The sequence below is a fragment of the Muribaculum gordoncarteri genome, from assembly GCF_004803695.1.
GTDB lineage: Bacteria > Bacteroidota > Bacteroidia > Bacteroidales > Muribaculaceae > Muribaculum > Muribaculum gordoncarteri.
The window spans coordinates 3,220,417-3,237,290 of the sequence record NZ_CP039393.1 but is presented as its reverse complement, the minus strand read 5'-3'; the positions used below and the strand labels follow the sequence as shown (position 1 = coordinate 3,237,290).

General features: G+C 46.3%; 10 protein-coding genes. 5 read left to right on the top strand and 5 right to left on the bottom strand.

The window, feature by feature from the left end; genetic code table 11:
• Positions 1–2 precede the first annotated feature (2 nt).
• A complete protein-coding gene (locus E7746_RS14050) occupies positions 3–1,400 on the bottom strand; it encodes an FtsZ/tubulin family protein (protein WP_123399952.1) in 1,398 nt (465 codons plus the stop codon).
• 452 nt (positions 1,401–1,852) lie between these two features.
• A complete protein-coding gene (locus E7746_RS14045; RefSeq protein WP_123399948.1) occupies positions 1,853–3,031 on the bottom strand; it encodes a hypothetical protein in 1,179 nt (392 codons plus the stop codon).
• Between the two features lie 1,131 nt (positions 3,032–4,162).
• On the opposite strand from E7746_RS14045, the gene mobA reads away from it, so the two are divergent.
• The 5 genes from mobA to E7746_RS14020 are packed head-to-tail and all read left to right on the top strand — an operon-like array spanning position 4,163 to position 14,460.
• Positions 4,163–4,588, top strand: coding sequence for a conjugal transfer protein MobA (gene mobA / locus E7746_RS14040; RefSeq protein WP_136411221.1), 426 nt, complete (start codon positions 4,163–4,165; stop codon positions 4,586–4,588).
• Positions 4,567–5,913 (top strand): conjugal transfer protein MobB, encoded by a 1,347-nt coding sequence (gene mobB / locus E7746_RS14035; RefSeq protein WP_136411220.1) that lies wholly within the window; start codon positions 4,567–4,569, stop codon positions 5,911–5,913. The genes mobA and mobB overlap by 22 nt, the downstream gene beginning before the upstream one ends.
• Positions 5,914–5,934: 21 nt before the next feature.
• Positions 5,935–7,935 carry a conjugal transfer protein MobC gene (gene mobC, locus E7746_RS14030; protein WP_136411219.1) on the top strand — a complete coding sequence of 667 codons (2,001 nt, stop codon included), beginning with the start codon at positions 5,935–5,937 and terminating at the stop codon, positions 7,933–7,935.
• 26 nt (positions 7,936–7,961) lie between these two features.
• Positions 7,962–8,417 (top strand): DUF1896 family protein, encoded by a 456-nt coding sequence (locus tag E7746_RS14025; protein ID WP_136411218.1) that lies wholly within the window; start codon positions 7,962–7,964, stop codon positions 8,415–8,417.
• Positions 8,404–14,460, top strand: a complete 6,057-nt coding sequence (locus E7746_RS14020; protein ID WP_136411217.1) for a MutS N-terminal domain-containing protein — start codon at positions 8,404–8,406, stop codon at positions 14,458–14,460. Before E7746_RS14025 ends, E7746_RS14020 begins: the two co-directional genes overlap by 14 nt.
• Positions 14,461–14,507: 47 nt before the next feature.
• On the opposite strand, the gene E7746_RS14015 is transcribed toward E7746_RS14020, so the two are convergent.
• From E7746_RS14015 to E7746_RS14005, 3 genes are all read right to left on the bottom strand, one after another.
• Positions 14,508–15,542: a porin gene (locus E7746_RS14015; protein WP_136411216.1), complete on the bottom strand. Its 1,035-nt coding sequence runs from the start codon at positions 15,540–15,542 to the stop codon at positions 14,508–14,510.
• Positions 15,543–15,638: 96 nt separating this feature from the next.
• Positions 15,639–16,100 carry a methylglyoxal synthase gene (locus E7746_RS14010; protein WP_136411215.1) on the bottom strand — a complete coding sequence of 154 codons (462 nt, stop codon included), beginning with the start codon at positions 16,098–16,100 and terminating at the stop codon, positions 15,639–15,641.
• A gap of 65 nt (positions 16,101–16,165) precedes the next feature.
• The gene (locus tag E7746_RS14005; RefSeq protein ID WP_136411214.1) at positions 16,166–16,498 is read right to left on the bottom strand and encodes a hypothetical protein; all 333 of its coding nucleotides are present in this window, start codon (positions 16,496–16,498) and stop codon (positions 16,166–16,168) included.
• Positions 16,499–16,874: the final 376 nt, after the last annotated feature.

Genomic DNA, 16,874 nt, shown 5'->3' with positions numbered 1-16,874 from the left:
TTCTATTTGTAAATCTTCTTGGTGTATTTATCTATGGCATCATAGGCAAATTGCAGAAAGAATCTGAATTTGTTCTCATGGTCCTTGGACTTGTTCTTATTACTAACTTTTGTCATCTCAAGCAAATAATAAGAATCATCTTTGGCATCAAGCTCAATTGTCTTTATCCATCCGCTCATTTTCTTTGGGTTGTCAAAATTGATAGGAGCGAAAGCTCTTTTGTTTTGTGCAAGTTCCAAATACCAATTATAATAACCGTTGCAAAAACGTAATAATGATTGGAAAGCGGAATCTCCATAGAATGATGAGTTGAATCCTCTATTCTTACTCAACGGGAAGAAACTTTCTTCCGGAAGTTCCTCTACAAGTAATCTAAGGAGCATAAAATCAGCCACACTTTTGATTAGTTCCTTATAACCAGCCCCCATTGAGACTAAATCCAAGGATTCTTTATCATCGTCAATTGCTCTTGAAAGGAACTGTTGACGTGTTGGCTCACCTCTTTTCAGGAAATCGAAAAGAGCAGATGCTGCTACAAGTTCAATGAAATTTGCCTTGTCATCTTGCTTCTTCTCATCATTTTCGTACACTTGCTTAAGGCTCGTTTCTCCTACATAGTATAGATAGTCTGCTTTTACTGTCCCATGATAGTATGCCAATGCCGCTTTGGTCTTGGTATAGAAGTTCGCAGAATCAATGTCACTGCCAGTAGTCGCTGGATCCTTAAGCCCATAATAAGGCAGGACAGTAACAGCCCCCATAAGAGCGTTTTTAACTGCGGGTTCATTTTCAGAAAGACGGATTTTCTTTTCAAGGAGGGGGTAACCAGATGCTCCAGTTCCTCCAAAGATTGAACTGATAATGAACACACGGTCATCTTTTTCACAGTGTTGTTTGAACGACTTGAACCATTCAGCACCCTCAATCATCTCGCCGAGGACAACAGTACCAACATTAGGATTGCCTTTAAATCCGACAGATAAGGGGTTATTTAGATTTTTAGTTGAAAACAAGGTCTCAACTAAAAAATTATTGATGTCGGTTGTCCCAAGATTGGCAAGCTCAATATATGATCTGAATTTCTCTTTACTACCGGCAGTTTCCTGAGTGTCATTTGTCTGGTTATTCAAATCGTCTATTGTACGAATGTCCGAGCCAAAGAATCCAGACAAAGGATTTAATGTCTGATTGCCATTATTTATCGAACGACGATATATCTCTTGATATTCGGCAATTAAAGAATGAAGATTCTTCTTCTCTTCCAAATCAAGATGAGGATCAAGAATGATAGGAACCACAACGTATCCGTTTGTGTCCATGCCTCCGGCCATAAGCATAGTGATACTTTTCATCACCCTTATTCCTGTTCCGCCTATGCAAAAAACAAATACCTTTTTCATGTCATTTAGAATTTGAAGAGACGATATGCGTTAGTTGGCAATGCATTACACCATATCACAGAAGTTATGAAATAAACTATACAGGCATATAGTGCATTTCCGATGGCAACCATAAATTCTAATGTGGAAGAACCGTTTAATTTGGGTTCACACACAAGGTACTCAATACCATATGTGAAAAGCAATGTTAAAAAGAAAGTAGCTATTAAGAAATAAATCCACTTTATAGGTTTATAATGTCGTCCCGGAGCATTGTTGTATGAAGTATAGTAATAGGCTGCAACACCAATACCTAACACGAGCATACAAATAATCACAATCCACATTGATCCATCAAGCTTATTCCAAAAGGACCTTGCTTGATTGAATAGTTGGTCATTATTTTGGAACTGTCTTGTGAAATCGTTTTGCGAGCCGACAATCCACTTATATAATGGTAGTAGTTTCATACTTTAATCGTTTTTAGATACGAGTATATAGTTCGGTTTCATATCGTGTGTTACAACTCCTCCTTGAAAAATTCCTGTTAGAAAGTCTAATACAGAGTATGATTTATTCGGGTCATTCTCGTCATCAGCCTCATCAAAGAATTCATTAAATAATGCGTAATTTGTAATGGGTAACTCGAGATTCCATTCAATTACTTCCGAATCAGTTGGCATATTGAAAATCTTCAAATCAATAGTAGCAGTTGCTTCACGGTTAAGTTGTTTGTCAGAGCCGGTTACATCTTTGACATCAATATCAATTTTTCCAATATTTACGGTGGAGCCGTATAGAGACCTTACTTTAAGCGCATCCCGAAAAATATTTTCATCAGCCATTAGCCAACGATAATTTTCAAGGGGAACTTTTAGCTTTATTGTGCAAGTATCAACATCATCGGCTTCTTCATAACCGATAAATGTAGGTTCGTTCTCGAATTGGTAACATTTGTTGGAAATTCCGAATGAATAATCCGGGTGTCCGTAATTAAAACCACTCTCAATATTATCAACCAAATGCCCCTTTTTCTTAAGCAACAACGATATATAGTTTCTTATCTCCGCAACATTTTCTTGTTCTCCGAGGATAACGAAATAATAAGGAGATCTCTTGCAAACCTCGTTGCCGCCTTTATCTAAATAATCAGAAGTGGCACCAATAATACTTATTGCCTTGCCAAATCTGCCAATGATACCATTTATGTCCGTTGTGTATTGAGACATTAAGACAGAAGGGGCAGCTGCTCCAACCGGACTATATTTCATATCTGATATAAGTACAGCGACCTCGCCCGCATCAGTGTTCAGATTCTCAATAATGGTTTGAAGCATTAGGGGAACTTTTGTAGAGGCCGATGATATAAAAGCACCTGTGTTCATATTGGTTCTGAAGTCTCCTAATAGAAGTGTTGCACCTTGAGAGCCATCATTTGTTAGAATCGAAACATTAGGAGCAAGAGATGAAAAAGAATTCAACACATTCCAAACATCGGATTTGAACTGCGTTGGCTTATTTGCTCTGAAAAATCCATTCATGCTCCCAGAAACCTCAACATAGAATTTAACGGACGAGGGCATCGCCCGGTTGAAATTTGTGTCAAGACTATCTGTAATTAGGAATCCATCTTCAGTGAAATGCTCATTCATATTAGTGTTCACATTGGAGCCGCAACTTTGCATAAACACTCCAACGCAAAACATCAAACATGAGATTGCGCTATAAGATATTATCTTGTTTTTTAATTTCATCTTCGGTGTATCGTCCGCCCGAAGAATCCCTATTCGGTTGATTGGTTTACAATGTCATGGCATATAGAAACAGAAACGTGGGATCCACTTTCCTTGCTCGTCCCACTCCGAGCGGCCTTTCCACGTGCCTATCCAGTCGAGACGAGCAACGCAGAAGCCCACGTATAGGTATATAGTAATACCATGTATCAAAATGACACATGGCGGACTATTACCATCCGTGAGCGACTTAGTTGCCTTTGTCTTTGACTGGAATTGAGATTGTGGAAAGTTTCTCAGAGTCAAGAACAAAGCGCACAAAGACGCTCTATTAAAATATGTCAACAACCCCGCCCGCATTACCCTTCAGTAGCTCAGACTTGCACCTGAGCCAACCTTATCGGGCTTCCGCGTACAGGTATTGCGATGCAAAGTTACAAAAAATCTTTGAGAATACTGCCATACAGGACTGTATTTCTGAGGACTTGCCACAGAATATGAAAGTAAATTTGTAATCTTCCATTTGCTGTCCGGTGAATATTTTAAGCCCAAAGTGGGATTATAATATAGGTCTATGTATATACATCCATACTTAACTATACTCACGTTCCAACGCACATACATAGAATGGCGGGGCAAAAGAAAAATCTGCATCCGAACCTCACAATTCTGTTTCTTTTCCCCAGTCCATGTAATAATATGACACATCAATCGACCTATTCAGGCCATCAAAAGACGAAATCAACCGCAAATAATAATCCCTAACAACTGCTAAAAATTCCCAAATCCCTTTCGTTCGTTATCCCCATTTTATCTAAATCGTACATATTTCGTACAAAGCAATAGGACTATGCTCTTAAATATCAGAAAGATAATCACTATATATAACGACAAGTTATGTTTCCCGGCACACGAATCGAAGTTCGTGCCACGGAAAACACTTGCCATGTGAACATGGGGAAGATTTACTCCAAAGTCGTAAATCCATACGGTGAAACTGCGTTGGCCTGTCATGTCGCTATGCGATACCTCCACTTAATCCACATAATTATGACTCAGATTTCAGGCAAAGGGGGCCATCGCCCCAAGACAGACCCGTCTGTAAACCGCTATGTAGTGCGGTTCAATGCCGAGGAAAACGCCCGCTTCCTCGCCATGTTCGACCGTTCCGGTCTTGAAAGCAAGGGCGCGTTCATTAAGAATTTCATATTTCAGAAGCCTTTTAAGGTCTATACCATTGACGAGAACACCCGTGTGTTCATCGACAAGCTGTCGTCGTTCAACTCACTTTTCCGCACACTCGGCGTTTCATACGACAACGTGGTAAAGACACTGCGCGAGAACTTCACCGAGAAAAAAGCAATGTCGGCTCTTTACAAACTGGAGAAACTGACTATCGAGCTGGTAAAGGTAAACAGCGAGATTGTCGCACTCGCACAGAAATTCGATGAACAATGGTCGCTAAAATCTCGATAGGCAACTCGCTCTATGGCGCGTTGACCTATAACGGCGAGAAAATCAACAAGGAGAAAGGCCGGCTGCTTGACACCAACAAAATATACAATGACGGCAGCGGCTCAGTTGATATTCATCGTGCATACGAGGACTTCATGCGCTGGATTCCTACATCTTCCCGCACAGAGCGACCGATGATGCACATTTCGCTTAATCCGCACCCCGACGATGTTCTTAGCGACACCGATTTTACCCGTCTGGCGCATGAATATATGGAGAAGATGGGCTTTGCCGATATGCCGTATATGATTTACAAACATTCCGACATCGACCGGCACCATGTTCACATAGTCGCGCTCCGTGTCGGTACTGACGGACGCTGTATATCCGACCGCAACAACTTTTACAAAAACAAGAAAGTGTGCCGCGAGCTGGAGAAGGAGTATGGGCTGAAAGTTGCTGAGCGTGAGAAAATCACTCCCGATATGCCGATCAAGAAGGTTGACCCCTCCGGCGACATCAAGCGTCAGGTTGCCAACACCGTCAAAATGGTCGGTATGCGATACAAGTTTCAGACGATGGGCGAGTATAACGCCGTTCTTTCCTTATATAATATAAGGTGTGAGCAGACCGACGGCAGGGTTAACGGTCGTGAGTATCACGGTCTGGTGTATTTCGCCACCGATGATGAAGGCAAGGTGATTGCCAATCCGTTCAAGGCGTCGCGCCTCGGCAAATTCGCAAGCAGAACGGCGATTGACAGCCGTTTCGAGAAAGCTAAGGACAAGATCGACATTACACCCACTAAACACAAGGTTGCGGACTGCCTCGCCCAATCAACGGGTAAGGATGATTTTACAGCCAAATTAAAAGACTGCGGCATAGATGTTGTTTTCCGTCACACCGACGAGGGACGTATATACGGCGTTACGTTCATAGATCACAACACCATGACGGTATTGAACGGTTCCAGACTCGGCAAGCAGTTCTCGGCAAACGCCCTTAACGAGCGTTTCAACAATCCGCAGATGCAACCGACAATCGATGTGCCGATTCCCGACACACCCGTTATTGTGACGGAACCGGAGCAGAACACCGACACCCATTCGGATTCTCAATCCCAGAACATCGACACTCAGACTTCGTCGGATTGGCAGCAACACACCGCAGGCAGCCAGCATCAATCGGCCGCCACTCATTCTTCCACTACTGATTACAGCGAAAGTGGCTTCACGCTTCCGGGGCTTGACCTGTTCCAGCCGGGGCAGTCGTTCAATCCCGACGAGGAAGAATTCCGCCGCCGTATGCAGCGAAAGAAGAAAAAAGGTCACAGACCAAAATTTTAATCTTTAATCCCACTTTTTATTATGAGCCAACAAGAGGACGACCTCAGAGCGTTGGCGAAGATCATGGACTTCCTGCGGGCAGTCAGTATCGTGCTGGTTGTCGCCAACCTTTACTGGTTCACCCGCGTGGAAACCGTGGACAGCGGCTGGTTCTATTCGACCGTCTATAAGATCTGCGCCAACTTCAACCGTACCTGCGGACTTTTCAACACCACCTTCAACGCCAAACTTTTCGCGCTGCTGCTTCTCGGACTGTCGTGCTTCGGCACCAGAGGCGTAAGAAGCGAGAACATCACATGGCGGCACATCGGCGTGACACTCGCCATAGGCTGTGTGCTGTTCCTGCTGAACTGGTGGACACTCGACGCCGGTATGCGCTACACCTATATAATCACCACCGTCACGGGCTACATCTGCCTGATGATGGGCGGTATATGGGCGGGGCGTATGCTGAAGAACAACATGATGGACGACCGTTTCAACGACGAGAACGAGAGCTTCATGCAGGAAACAGAACTGATGGACAACGAATATTCCATAAACCTGCCGACCAGATTCTACTTTGAGAAGAAATGGCACAAGGGCTGGATAAATGTAGTCAACCCGTTCCGCGCCACAATCGTGCTTGGCACACCCGGCTCCGGCAAGTCTTACGCCGTAATCAACTCATTTATCAAACAGATGATAGAGAAAGGTTACAGCGGCTATATCTATGACTTCAAAAGCCCGGATTTGAGCGAGATAGCATATAATCACCTGCTGACGCATAAGGACGGTTACGGCAAAGTAAAGCCGAAATTTTACATGATAAATTTCGACGATCCGGAGCGTAGCCACCGATGCAATCCGATACACCCGGACTTTATGACCGATATTGCAGACGCATACGAGAGCAGTTATACCATAATGATGAACCTGAACCGAAATTGGGTGCAAAAACAGGGAGATTTCTTTGTAGAGTCACCGATTGTGCTGTTCGCGGCAATTATCTATTTCTTAAAACTCTACAAAGGAGGAATACACTGTACTTTTCCCCATGCCATCGAGCTTTTGAATAGAAGATACGAGGATTTATTTCCTATTCTCACGAGCTACCCGGAGCTGGAAAACTACCTGTCGCCGTTTATGGACGCATGGCAAGGTGGAGCAGCTGAGCAGTTGATGGGACAAATCGCGTCGGCGAAAATCCCGCTGTCGCGTATGATTTCACCGCAGCTTTACTGGGTAATGACCGGCGATGATTTCACGCTCGACATCAACAATCCGAAAGAGCCGAAAATCCTGTGCGTGGGCAACAATCCCGACCGCCAGAACATATATGGCGCGGCACTCGGACTGTATAACTCCCGTATCGTCAAAATCATAAACAAGAAAGGTATGCTGAAAAGCGGTGTTCTTATAGACGAACTCCCGACCATATATTTCAAGGGCCTCGACAATCTCATTGCCACCGCCCGAAGCAACAAGGTTGCCGTCTGCCTCGGCTTTCAGGACTTCTCTCAGCTAAAACGCGACTACGGTGACAAGGAAGCAGCAGTTGTGATGAATACCGTCGGCAACATATTCTCCGGGCAGGTCGTGGGAGAAACCGCCAAGACACTGTCAGAGCGTTTCGGCAAAGTTCTCCAGAAACGGCAGTCTATCTCGATAAACCGTCAGGATGTGAGCCACTCCATCAACACGCAGATGGACAGTCTTATCCCGCCGAGCAAGATTTCCACTCTGACACAGGGAATGTTCGTAGGCGCAGTTTGTGACAACATCAACGAGCGCATAGACCAGAAGATATTTCATGCCGAGATTGTCATTGACAGTAAAAAAGTCAAAGCAGAAACCGACCGTTACAAGCCTATACCCATACTCACCGATTTCAAGGACGACACCCCGGACAAATCCCGTATGAAAGCGATTATCCAGCGCAACTACGAGCAGGTGAAAGCCGATGTGATCCAAATCATCGCCGACGAGAAAGAGCGCATAATGTCAGACCCGGCACTGCGCCACCTGTTCGACCCAAAGTAATCACCAACCACTAAATATCCACAATCATGTTAGAACTTGACCGAAGTCTTACTGACTTCAATTACTACTATTTCTATTTGTTGCAGTATCTCCAGCTCAACAAATATCAGGTTGATCCAGACCATCCCCAGATTATCGCCAACTCTATCGCCGCACTCGATGCCTTTGAAAATGCGCGGCGCAACGGAGCCAATGTGCCGATGGCTGAGGCAGAGGCCATATCCGTGCTTTTCTCCAATATCGGAGAATCGGAGTATAACACGGTATCGGAACTTATCCTTGAGAATTTCGGAGACACCATCGACCTTGACAGTGAAATAGCTGTCGAATACTGGACAAATCAGGTTATGACGGATATTCCCGACCTGTTCGACGGCGTTGACCGTATGGCGATAGGCGTTGATGCCCTTGACCTTGAATTGATGGAAACCGAGATTGTGGGCAGAATCGTAATCTATCTTTCCGACAATGGCCTACAATAAGTTACAGACAATGCGCGACAACATCGAGGCGATAAGGCTTGCCTTTCGTCTTGGAGTGGCCGGGTGTGGAGCGCAGACTGCTGAGGAAATAGCTGTGCTGCGCAAGTATGCCGGATTTGGAGGTCTGAAATGTATCCTCAACGACGCCAACGATTTGGAGGATGCTGCCAAGTGGAGCAAATCCGACATCGAGCTGTTTGCGCCGACCGTGGAACTGCGTCGCATCATCCATGATTATTCTAAGGATGATAAGGAATTTGCGCGGTATATGGATTCTCTGAAAGCCTCTGTGCTGACGGCGTTTTATACCGACAACCGCATAGTGGATGCCATATCAGATGCGTTAAAATATTCCGGTGTAGAGGTGAAAAGTTTTCTGGAACCATCTGCCGGACAGGGTGCATTTATTGATTCCTTCCTGCGTAATGACAAGTACCCCGGTGCCGAGGTATTGGCTTATGAGAAGGATCTGCTCACCGGCAAAATACTGTCGGCGTTGCATCCTTCAATATTGACCCGCATAGAGGGTTTTGAGAAGATTGAGCGCGATTTCAACGGATATTTCGATGTCGCTGCTTCCAATGTTCCTTTCGGGGATTTCGCTGTCGCAGACCCGGCGTATGCCGTAAGCAAGGATGTTGCCTACCGTCAGGCTACCAAGACAATCCACAATTATTTCTTTCTGAAGGCACTCGACCAAGTGCGCGAGGGTGGACTTGTCGCTTTCATAGCATCCCAGGGTGTGATGAACGCGGGCAGTCCTTTCGTGAGGATGGAGCTTGTGAAACGTGCCGACCTTGTGGCAGCATTGCGTCTTCCCAACAACACTTTCAGCGATAATGCCGGAACGGATGCGGGATCCGACCTAATTATTCTCCAGAAGCACACCGGTAAGAAAGCGTTATCGGCAGACGAGGAATTTTTCATTCAGTCTGTTGTTGATCGTGGTACAAAAGTTCCCGGTAACAAATTCTTTCAGGCGTTTCCCCAGAATGTGATATGCACCGATGCAAAAGTCGGAACAGACCAGTTTGGAAAACCCGCTATCATCTACAAGCACGAAGGTGGTGTTGACGGCATAGCCCACGATTTGCGGACTGCGCTGGATGAGTCGCTGCGTCTGCGCCTGAATCTGGAATTATATAATTCAAATGGTATCAAGCCGCCTACGCCGGACCCTGTAAAGCCGACACCAACACCGAAGGTAGAGCAGGATGTCAAGCCCGAACCTCCGAAAAAGAAGCCGCTTGCCGAGAAGATTGAGCAGAGAAATGAGCCTTTGCTCAAACAGTATCAGGAGATGAAAAAGAAACACCCCGATGCCATCCTTCTATTTCGTGTGGGTGATTTCTATGAGATTTTCGGCAAGGATGCGGTTGAAGCGTCGGAGATACTGGGTATCACTCTGACGCGCCGGATGAACGGTCTTGACAACCGTATCGAATTGGCCGGATTTCCGCATCACGCGCTCGACACATATCTGCCCAAACTTGTGCGGGCCGGCAAACGTGTGGCTATTTGTGAGCAGTTGGAAGACCCGAAACTGAAAAGGACTTCCAAACAGAAAGTAGTCGAAACGGTTACGCCTAACCAGTCGTCTAAAACAGAACCTAAACCTGTCGAGCCGTCGAAGCCGGAACCCACCAAAGAGATAGAGACCGACGGTAGGCCGGATTATTCGGACAATCCTGACCCTCGACTGTTCGCATACAATCTTTTCGGAGAACTGGAGCCTATTCAGCAGAAAAACAACCGTCGTCAGCAGATGCAAAAGCCGGAGGAGAAGCCGAAGCCTGCCAATCCTGCAACCAAGGCAAAGCCGATAAAATCATCAGGATTCCGTAAACTGACTGATAAGGAGCTTGAGTTCTATGGCTCGTTGAACTGGGACGACAATCCCCCCATCAATGGCTTTTATGAAGCCATGATGTCGATTGCCCATCGTCAGATGGAGGAGATGCGTCTTGAAAAGGAATCTCAGGAAGCGGCACAAGCCGCCGGAATTGCCCCCGGAGAAACTTATATCGAAAAGACCGAAGGCGATTTCATTCCCGGTGGTCGTGCCCGCCAGCCGAAAGTTACGGCTATTCCTATCGAGCGCGATATGTCGCCGCGTCCGTTCTCGGAGGATATTCAGTTCTTTCACAAGAACGGCTCAATGGTCGTTGCCGACGGCATGGTAGGCTTTCTCTCCGATGTTCGCAAGACCGGAGCGACATTCACACCCCTCAACCTCAAACCGGAGCAGGAGAAACGCGCCATGCTGTATGTCACTCTTTCGGAGACCTATCAGCAGCTCTACAACTACGAGGCGGAGACCCACGAGCCGTCGGAACATTTACGTGAACACCTCAATTATTATTACGATGAGTTTGTAGCCAAGTATGGCAACCTGAACGAGAAACAGAATGTCAAATTCATAATGATGGACGCCAACGGTCGTGACGCACTGGCGTTGGAGCGCGGCGAAAACGGTCAGTTTGTCAAGGCTGACATCTTCGACCATCCTGTTTCATTCGCCGTTGACGAGGTTACTTCGGTCGATACTCCGATGGAGGCACTGACCGCGTCGCTCAACAAATACGGCGAGGTCAATCTTGAATATATGTCTTCACTTGTGGATATGGATGAGGACGCAATGGTTGAAAACCTTGAAGGACACATATATTACAATCCCCTTGTGAGCAATTATGAGATAAAAGACCGCTTCATAGCCGGTAATGTAGTTGCCAAAGCCGAGGCGGTCAAGGCATGGATTGACCGTGAGGAAGAACGTATCAAGGACTTTCCCGGCTATGACGGCATAGAGCCGTTCATCGCCATGTCGCAGGATTCCCTCAAAGCGTTGGAGGAAGCCCGGCCCCGCCGTATCGAGTTCGATGAGCTTGATTTCAACTTCGGTGAGCGATGGATCCCGACCGGAATCTACTCCGCCTATATGTCGCATCTGTATGAAACAGACATAAAGATTGCCTATTCTTCCTCAATGGATGAGTATTCGGCGGACACGAGCCATAAAAACATGAAGATATGGGAGGGATTCTGTGTCAGGGGCTATTATCGCGTATATGACGGCATGAGCCTGTTGAAACACGCATTGCACAATACCGTCCCCGACATCAAGAAGTCTATCGGCAAGGATGATGACGGCCACGACATCAAGGTGCCTGATAATGAGGCAATCCAACTCGCCAATACCAAAATCGACGAGATAAGAAATGGCTTTACTGACTGGCTGGAGGCACAAAGCCCGGAGTTCAAGGAAAGGCTGGTGGATTTGTATAACAACAAATTCAACTGCTTCGTCAGACCTCAGTATGACGGTAGCCATCAGACCTTCCCTGATTTGAACATGAAAATCCTTGGCGACCGCTATGGAATAAGCTCCATTTATCAGAGCCAGAAGGACTGTATATGGATGCTGAAACAGAACGGAGGCGGCATCTGCGACCACGAGGTTGGAACGGGTAAAACGCTGATAATGTGCATTGCAGCGCATGAAATGAAGCGTCTCGGACTGGCTCATAAACCGATGATTATCGGCTTGAAAGCCAATGTAGCCGAGATAGCCATGACCTATCAGTCAGCTTATCCAAATGCCCGCATCCTTTTCGCCGATGAAAAGAGTTTCAAAGCGGAAAACCGCGTCAACTTCTTCAATCAGATCAAGAACAACGACTACGATTGCGTGATAATGTCGCACGACCAATTCGGCAAGATCCCGCAGTCGCCGGAGATGCAGCAGCAGATTCTTCAGGCAGAGCTTGACACGGTTGAGGAAAACCTTGAAGTGGTGAAGCAACAAGGGCATGATGTGTCGCGTGGTATGCTCAAAGGTCTTATCAAGCGGAAGGAGAACCTGACAGCCAAGATTGCCACCATACAGTATCAGATGGAGCAGAACAAGGATGCCGTCGTTGACTTCAAGCAGATGGGTATAGACCATATCTTTGTGGACGAGTCGCACCAGTTCAAGAACCTTATGTTCAACACCCGACATGACCGTGTGGCGGGTCTGGGCAACAGTGAGGGAAGCCAGAGGGCACTCAATCTGTTATATGCCATACGCACTATTCAGGAGCGTACAGGCAAGGATTTGGGTGCTACTTTTCTCAGTGGTACCACCATATCCAATAGCCTGACTGAACTGTATCTGCTGTTCAAGTATCTGCGCCCGAATGAACTTGAAAGGCAGGAGATCCGCTGCTTCGATGCGTGGGCCGCAATCTTCGCAAAGAAAACTACCGACTTCGAGTTCAATGTCACGAATAATATTGTCCAAAAGGAGCGTTTCAGGTACTTTATCAAAGTGCCGGAGTTGGCGGCTTTCTATAATGAAATTACCGATTATAGAACGGCTGAAGATGTAGGAGTTGACCGGCCGCATAAGAATGAGATACTCCACAATATCCCTCCGACACCGGCGCAGGAGGATTTTATCCAAAAGCTGATGGAGTTTGCCAAAACCGGAGATGCTACAATTCTCGGCAGAGCGCCGTTGTCTGAGACCGAGGAAAAGGCGAAGATGATCATAGCCACGGACTATGCCCGAAAGATGGCTCTTGATATGCGTATGATTGACCCTGAATATGGAGACGACCCGAATAACAAAGCTTCGCATTGCGCTCGTATGATAGCCGAGTATTACCGCAGATATGACGAACAGAAAGGGACACAGTTTGTATTCAGCGATTTATCGACATATAAGCCCGGCGAGTGGAATATCTATTCCGAAATCAAACGGAAGCTGATTGAAGACTACGGTATTCCGGCGCATGAGATACGCTTCATTCAGGAATGTAAGACAGAAAGGTCAAGAAAGGCTGTCATTCAGGCTATGAACGACGGCGATGTGCGTGTGCTTTTCGGCTCGACTTCTATGTTAGGTACCGGAGTCAACGCTCAAAGAAGGTGTGTTGCGATTCATCATTGCGATACACCCTGGCGCCCAAGCGATTTGACTCAACGCGATGGCAGAGGCATAAGAGCAGGCAACGAAATTGCCAAGCTATACGCTGATAATAAGGTGGATGTAATCATCTATGCCGTGGAGAAGTCGCTGGACTCCTATAAGTTCAACCTTCTCCATTGTAAGGCTACGTTCATCGACCAGCTCAAATCCGGCGCGCTCGGAGCGAGAACAATCGACGAGGGTGCAATGGATGAGAAGAACGGCATGAACTTCTCGGAATACATGGCTATTCTTAGCGGCAACACCGACCTGTTGGAAAAGGCGAAACTTGAAAAGCGCATCGCCGCACTGGAGAGTGAGCGCAAGGCGCACAACAAGGGTATCTCCGATTCCAAGTTCCGTTATCAGACCGTCACCCACGACATTGCCAACAATGAGGCGGCAATCGGCAGGATGAAAGCTGACGTAGCGCGTTATGAGGCAGTTGTCAGACGAGACCAGGACGGAAATCCGCTCAACAATCTCACCATAGACAGCTACAACCAGTCCGATGAGAAGAAAATGGGTATCCATCTGCAAAAGCTGGCGATACAGACCGACACACACGGTCAGTATCAGCGTATCGGCGAAGTCTATGGCTTCCCAATCAGCATTATCTCGGAGCGTACACTCGTTGACGGCAAGGAGTCCGTTCAGAACCGTTTTGTAGTCGAAGGCAACTACAAATACAAGTTCAACAACGGCTTCATCGCCATGAGCGATACCCATGCCGCTTGCATGAACTTCGTCAACGCTTTGGAGAAAATACCCGGCATCGTCGCCCAATACGAGGAACGCACCGCCAAGTTGAAAGCTGATGTACCCCAGCTCGAAGCCATCATCTCCAAGCAGTGGGGTAAGGAGGACGAACTGAAGCAACTCAAATCCGATCTTGCCGCCCTTGACCGCAAAATAACCGCCGAACTTGCTCCAAAGCATGATGAAAAGGACGGAGAGGAACTCAAGCAGTCCGACGCCCAAAGGGTCGAAGTAAAAGATAACCAAACCCAAACCGCCAACTCAAAAGAGTCAATGGTAGCAGAACCAAGACTATATTATAATTCTCGACCGGTTTTCAATGGGTTAAGATAATTTGAGGCAGCAGACTCTCTACGGAGTTTGCTGCCTTTGTTTATTAGTTAGAAGTGGGCCACGAACTCGACGACAATTTTATTCTGTTCTGAAATTGCGGGGGTTACACCTTTGTTGTAGAAATATTGCTCGTAATTGAGGCGTATATCGGCTTGAAGCGCTTTCTTACCGAGGCTGAGTGTCACGCCGCCGGTAAGACGATGCCGCTCAAGGTCACTGACGGTAAGTGCCCCCTTATCATCTTTACTGCCGTTGTTATGGTCGGACATATAATCATATCTGCCGAGGAATGATATTGCTGTAAGACCTTTTTTCAGTGGCAGACGATATGCGGCAAAGGCATCTACGGCGTTCACCGGACGGAATGAATCATGGGCATAATATTTCCGCAGATACTCCGCCTCTATGTGCCAGCGGCTGTTTTCCCAATATGCTCCCGCATCGTAGAGCATCGTATTCACATCTCCAGTTTTTGCTTTTTGGCAACTCAGGGTCACGTTGAACTGACGGGCAATCATCGTGAATGCCTTGAAAGAGAAATTATAGTCGTTTGTCCAAAAGTTCTTTTGGTTGGTGAGACCGGAGCCGTTGAATATACCACCTTCGAGAGTGACAGGTAACTGCTGTCCGAAAGTCCATGATGCCGAGACACCCACATCGCGGACATTACCGACCTGCTTGGCTATGAAGGAGCGGTTGGCGAAGTATTGCAGATGGGGAGAACGGTGGGCATCGATGCTGAACGGCACACGCATCTGGCCGAATGTGAATTTCAACCGATCTTTCGGCTGGAGCCTTATGTAAGCGTCGAGCATTTTTATCTGTCCCTCGTCGGAGAGGTCTATCTCCGCCTTATATCTCACAATCGGAATGATTTTTCCCTCCACGCTGAGGCGTGCATTGCGAATCTCGAACCGCCCCTTGTCGATGGGCGGTTCATATTCATATTTTGCACGGATAGTTCCATGTATTTCCGGCATATATTCAGATTTGAGAAAACTGCCGGAGATTTCCTGTGCCGTGATTATGGGAGCAGACATAATGACGATTGCGAGAAAGGATGCATTTATTACGTTCTTCATTTCCATTGCATTGTAATTTTACCGCAAAGGTCGCCTTAAACTGTTTCACGGTTATGTGCGTATCATTAAAGTTTCATTAAATCCAACCAATACCCCTTATTCCTCCTTTTCAGGAGTGCGGTCGAAGTGGACATAGTTTTGTGGTGCGGGATGATAATCTGGATCGCTCCACAAAGTGCTCGAAATCATAAGGTCTGCACTTATACGGTTGCAGGCGATAGGCACATTATGGATACGGCACTGACGCAGAAGCATCTGTATGTCAGCTTCGTGGGGCTGCGGGTTAAGGTCGTCGATGAGGAAGACAGCAAGGTCGATTTCATGACGCACCACCATTGCGGCAATTTCGGCATCGCCGCCCATTGGACCGGAGTTCATGCACTGCACATCGGCAGTAACCCCCATTTCTTCAAATGCTTTCTTTATCAATCCACCCGTAGTGCCAGTACAGACAAGATGTTGCTTTGAAAGATATTCGGTGTTATAACGCGCCCAATCGACCATGTCGGCTTTACGGTTGTCGTGAGCGACAAGCGCGATAGTGAGTTTGTCTTTCATTTTGTTTAGTATTTTTGTTTAATCAATAACTTATTATTAAAGATAATTAGCTGAGGAAAATACAATTACTGCATGAGCGATTGTGATGATGTGGAAATGATGTGGCGGAATGAGTTTATTAAAGAGTGAAGATAATACAGTAATGTAAGATAGGAATAAGCCTGCGCACCATCGCTGAAATCCTCATATCCCATAGATTTGGAACGGACAGCAATAAGATGCTCGACAAAATTCTTGTTCCCGTCAATCATCTGAAAGTCAAAAGCCGGTTCAAGCATATCATCCATCATCTTCCGCAATGCCTGAATCTCGCATTTATCAGAAATGGAGATGCTGAATGACGGGCGGCACACTATGTGTCGTATCGTTTCTGCGATTTTTTCTGCCGATTCAATCATATAGCATACATATACGAGCCTTGAATTATTGTCGGAATTGACACCGAAACTACGCCTGACTTTATTATCCAGTGTGCATAAGGAGTCTGAACTAATCCTGTGATTCTTACAGGCATTTATGACATCGACATCGGCTAATGAATCCAGCGCGAGACAGATAACATTACGGCATGATTCGGCAACACATAAAACCATATCGTCAAAATTGGGGTTTCCCTTGACGGAAATCCCTGAATCATCTGCTTCCCTACGGTTTCTGCGTATCACGAGATATATGACAAGGAAGATGAATATTGTTAGGATTATCAGAAATAGTTTCATGCGATTGAGAGAAATTTGCTATGGAGATACTTTGCATATCCCCATAGCGTAACGT

What these genes read in the sequence shown, in the direction of transcription:
- E7746_RS14050 (WP_123399952.1), bottom strand. Translation starts at nt 1,400, where the DNA reads ATGAAAAAGGTATTTGTTTTTTGCATAGGCGGAACAGGAATAAGGGTG.
- E7746_RS14045 (WP_123399948.1), bottom strand. Translation starts at nt 3,031, where the DNA reads ATGAATGAGCATTTCACTGAAGATGGATTCCTAATTACAGATAGTCTT.
- mobA (WP_136411221.1), top strand. Translation starts at nt 4,163, where the DNA reads ATGACTCAGATTTCAGGCAAAGGGGGCCATCGCCCCAAGACAGACCCG.
- mobB (WP_136411220.1), top strand. Translation starts at nt 4,567, where the DNA reads ATGGTCGCTAAAATCTCGATAGGCAACTCGCTCTATGGCGCGTTGACC.
- mobC (WP_136411219.1), top strand. Translation starts at nt 5,935, where the DNA reads ATGAGCCAACAAGAGGACGACCTCAGAGCGTTGGCGAAGATCATGGAC.
- E7746_RS14025 (WP_136411218.1), top strand. Translation starts at nt 7,962, where the DNA reads ATGTTAGAACTTGACCGAAGTCTTACTGACTTCAATTACTACTATTTC.
- E7746_RS14020 (WP_136411217.1), top strand. Translation starts at nt 8,404, where the DNA reads ATGGCCTACAATAAGTTACAGACAATGCGCGACAACATCGAGGCGATA.
- E7746_RS14015 (WP_136411216.1), bottom strand. Translation starts at nt 15,542, where the DNA reads ATGAAGAACGTAATAAATGCATCCTTTCTCGCAATCGTCATTATGTCT.
- E7746_RS14010 (WP_136411215.1), bottom strand. Translation starts at nt 16,100, where the DNA reads ATGAAAGACAAACTCACTATCGCGCTTGTCGCTCACGACAACCGTAAA.
- E7746_RS14005 (WP_136411214.1), bottom strand. Translation starts at nt 16,498, where the DNA reads ATGATTGAATCGGCAGAAAAAATCGCAGAAACGATACGACACATAGTG.